Genomic DNA, 2,873 nt, shown 5'->3' on the forward strand with positions numbered 1-2,873 from the left:
ATATTATATATAAACTTATGGAGAATCCCTCTATAAATCCTCTAAGAAAATCAGGTAATACAATATAAAATAGATTTAGTTGTCTGACTAAAAATAAAATACCACTAAAAATTAAACCAAAACAAATATATTTATTCCCCCTTACTCATACTTATCGTCCCCTAATTAATTTCTATTTTTCTTCCATTTTTTCAAGACCTCTTTTTATCCATATGAAAAGTCCCCAGAATAATACGATTTCTATGCCAATAATAATATCCGTATTTCTTATTGCTAAAAATGTATATAATAAAGCTATAATAATTGATATTACAAATATAACTTTCCCTAGTTTACACCGTATACTTAACATACTTCTGTAAGAAGAATAATCTATATATATATTTCATATTCACTTGCATCGTTGTTCTCGTCATATTTTTTCTAAAATAGTTCCATCCATTATAAGTTAAGTTTATATATTTCCATCCTAAATCTTCAAATATTTCTTTTAATCTTTCAATCTCTTGCAATAAAATATTTCTTCCATCTAATGTTATTTCATAAGTTCTTCTTCTATCATCCTCTTCATTTGCAGTGTCACTGTCCTTTTTTATCATTTTACTTACTGCTGTATACATAGTTCCAGATCCTATTTTCACTATATTATTTAATAGTTTTATAGCTTCTTGCATTATGCAATAACCATAATTGAGTCCTTTATATAAGCAAAGTAAAATATAGTAATAACTTTCTGTTAAATATTCTTGCTTCTTTGACATCCTTTATCATATCTTCTCTCATTATGTTGCTTATCGATATATCAAGCTTACTTATATCATATTGTAAATTTTTTCTATTTTAAAATTTAAAGGAGGCTAGACAATATTCTCCAACCTCCTTATTTAAAAAATATGTTTTTGTAATTTATGAATTTACTTTATACTTCTTTCATCTTTTCAATAATTTCACCATATAGTTTTTCTTTTTTACTTTCTCTAATTTCATGAACTAACAATCCATCTTTTAACCATATTACTCTACTACAATGGCTGGCAATAAGAGGGTCATGTGTAACCATTATTAATGTTTTCTTTAGTTCAATGTTGGTATTTACTAAAATATCTATTATAGTTTTACCAGTTTTAGAATCTAAACTTCCTGTAGGTTCATCAGCATAAATAACACTTGGGTTATTTATTAAAGCTCTACAAATTGCTGTTCTTTGTTTTTCACCACCTGAAATATTAGATGGCTTCTTATTTAATAAATGCTTTATACCTACTTTTTCGGCATAATAATTACATCTATCAAGCATAATATCTTCTTCCTCTTTATTTATAATCATAGGAAGCATAATATTTTCCTGTATAGTCAAACTATCTAGCAACCTAAAATCTTGAAATACAAATCCAATATCATTTAGCCTTATTTCAGATATTTCATCTCTAGATAAATTTTTACTTTTTTCACCTTTATAGTAAACATCTCCAAGTGTGGGGTCTTCTATAAGTCCTAACATTTTTAATAATGTTGTTTTTCCACATCCAGAGTTCCCCATAATAGCAATTCTCTCACCTTCTTCAATGCAGAAGTTTATCCCTCTTAATACTTCAACTGATCCAAATGATTTTTTTAAATCAACTACTTTTATAATTTCCATCACTACTTCCCTCCAATATCCTTAATTAAAAAATGAGATATTATAAAAGTCGATACACCGTATATTGCTAGAAAAGCTAACATAATACTTGTATAAACTTTACCACTTGATATTATTTCTAAATAGTTAAATCCACGCATATAAACTGTAATTATAATAAATATTAAAGAAGTAAATATTGCTAATATACATGGTAAAAATGCAAATGCTATTATCTCTTTTCTTATTATGGAGTTGGATTTCTTTTTCTTTTCACCCAAATAACTAAGTATCTCATAACAATTTTTATAATAAGATCTATTTCCAAAAGCATGTACAAAAACAATCATTATACTTGCAATTACAAATGTTAATGATATGGATATATTAATAATCAACTTAAATATTTTATCTCCTTGAAAATCTTCATTCAAATCCTTTGATTTATAAACAGACTGTACCTGACTATCAATCTCTCTTTCTTCATTATGTGTTTTTTTGTAATTATCCATATACTCGGCTAAAGACTTATCATTTTTCCCATTATCTTTAATTGTCATTAAATATTTTATTCCATCAGTATTTTTATGCTCATTATTAAAATACTCATCTGAAAACACAACTATGTTTTCGTACATTACACTTGTAAGTCGCCCAAAGACTATCTCTCTTTTTTCTTTAACTATATTATAATCTGAACTAAAAATTACTTTTCTATTAAAAATGGTATAACGTTCTGGTTGACCAATTCTAATAAACGGTTTTGATCTAGTAACATAAAAATCTAATGGATGAGCTTTATTTGATTTATCTTCTTGATATAAAATAACAATATCCTTATTTTTCAAGTTTAAATTTTCACCAGTTAATTTTTTATATGTACTTTCTGAGATTCCCAGATGATGCCCCATTGGCAATGTTTTATAAAGACTTCCATATCCACCATCTTCTCCTCCTGGCACAGTAACTCTTACCACAGGGTAAATTCTACTTTTTACATCAAATTCTTGTTCTATTGTTTTTAGTTTACCTTTGTCCTTTTCATATCCTAAACATACATAGTCATATGGATAAAGCTCTTTAGTTTCTAAAGGAAATAAGCTTGATATTTGAAAAAAATATGTAAAGAACATAACAAAAAGTAAAGTATATAATAGTAAAGAATTTTTTAAATAGGTTCTAGATTGATAAAATATAAGATTAAAAGATAAAATATTTTTTAAATAATATTTCTTACTTTTAATTTTATTGA

Annotated in this window: 4 protein-coding genes; all 4 read right to left on the minus strand. The window is 25.8% G+C overall.

Going from position 1 to position 2,873, the window contains the following annotated elements; all coding sequences use genetic code 11:
* Positions 1 to 172: 172 nt before the first annotated feature.
* Positions 173 to 352, minus strand: coding sequence for a hypothetical protein (locus NSA58_RS18225; protein WP_074079139.1), 180 nt, complete (start codon positions 350 to 352; stop codon positions 173 to 175).
* Positions 333 to 761, minus strand: a complete 429-nt coding sequence (locus tag NSA58_RS18230) for a PadR family transcriptional regulator (RefSeq protein ID WP_079764682.1) — start codon at positions 759 to 761, stop codon at positions 333 to 335. Before NSA58_RS18230 ends, NSA58_RS18225 begins: the two co-directional genes overlap by 20 nt.
* 158 nt (positions 762 to 919) lie before the next feature.
* A complete protein-coding gene (locus NSA58_RS18235; protein ID WP_074429146.1) occupies positions 920 to 1,642 on the minus strand; it encodes an ABC transporter ATP-binding protein in 723 nt (240 codons plus the stop codon).
* Positions 1,643 to 1,644: 2 nt separating this feature from the next.
* Positions 1,645 to 2,873: hypothetical protein (locus NSA58_RS18240; RefSeq protein ID WP_257560795.1), on the minus strand; the 1,229-nt coding region annotated here is incomplete at its 5' end.

Origin of the sequence: Terrisporobacter muris, assembly GCF_024621905.1 — a bacterium.
Taxonomy (GTDB): domain Bacteria; phylum Bacillota; class Clostridia; order Peptostreptococcales; family Peptostreptococcaceae; genus Terrisporobacter; species Terrisporobacter muris.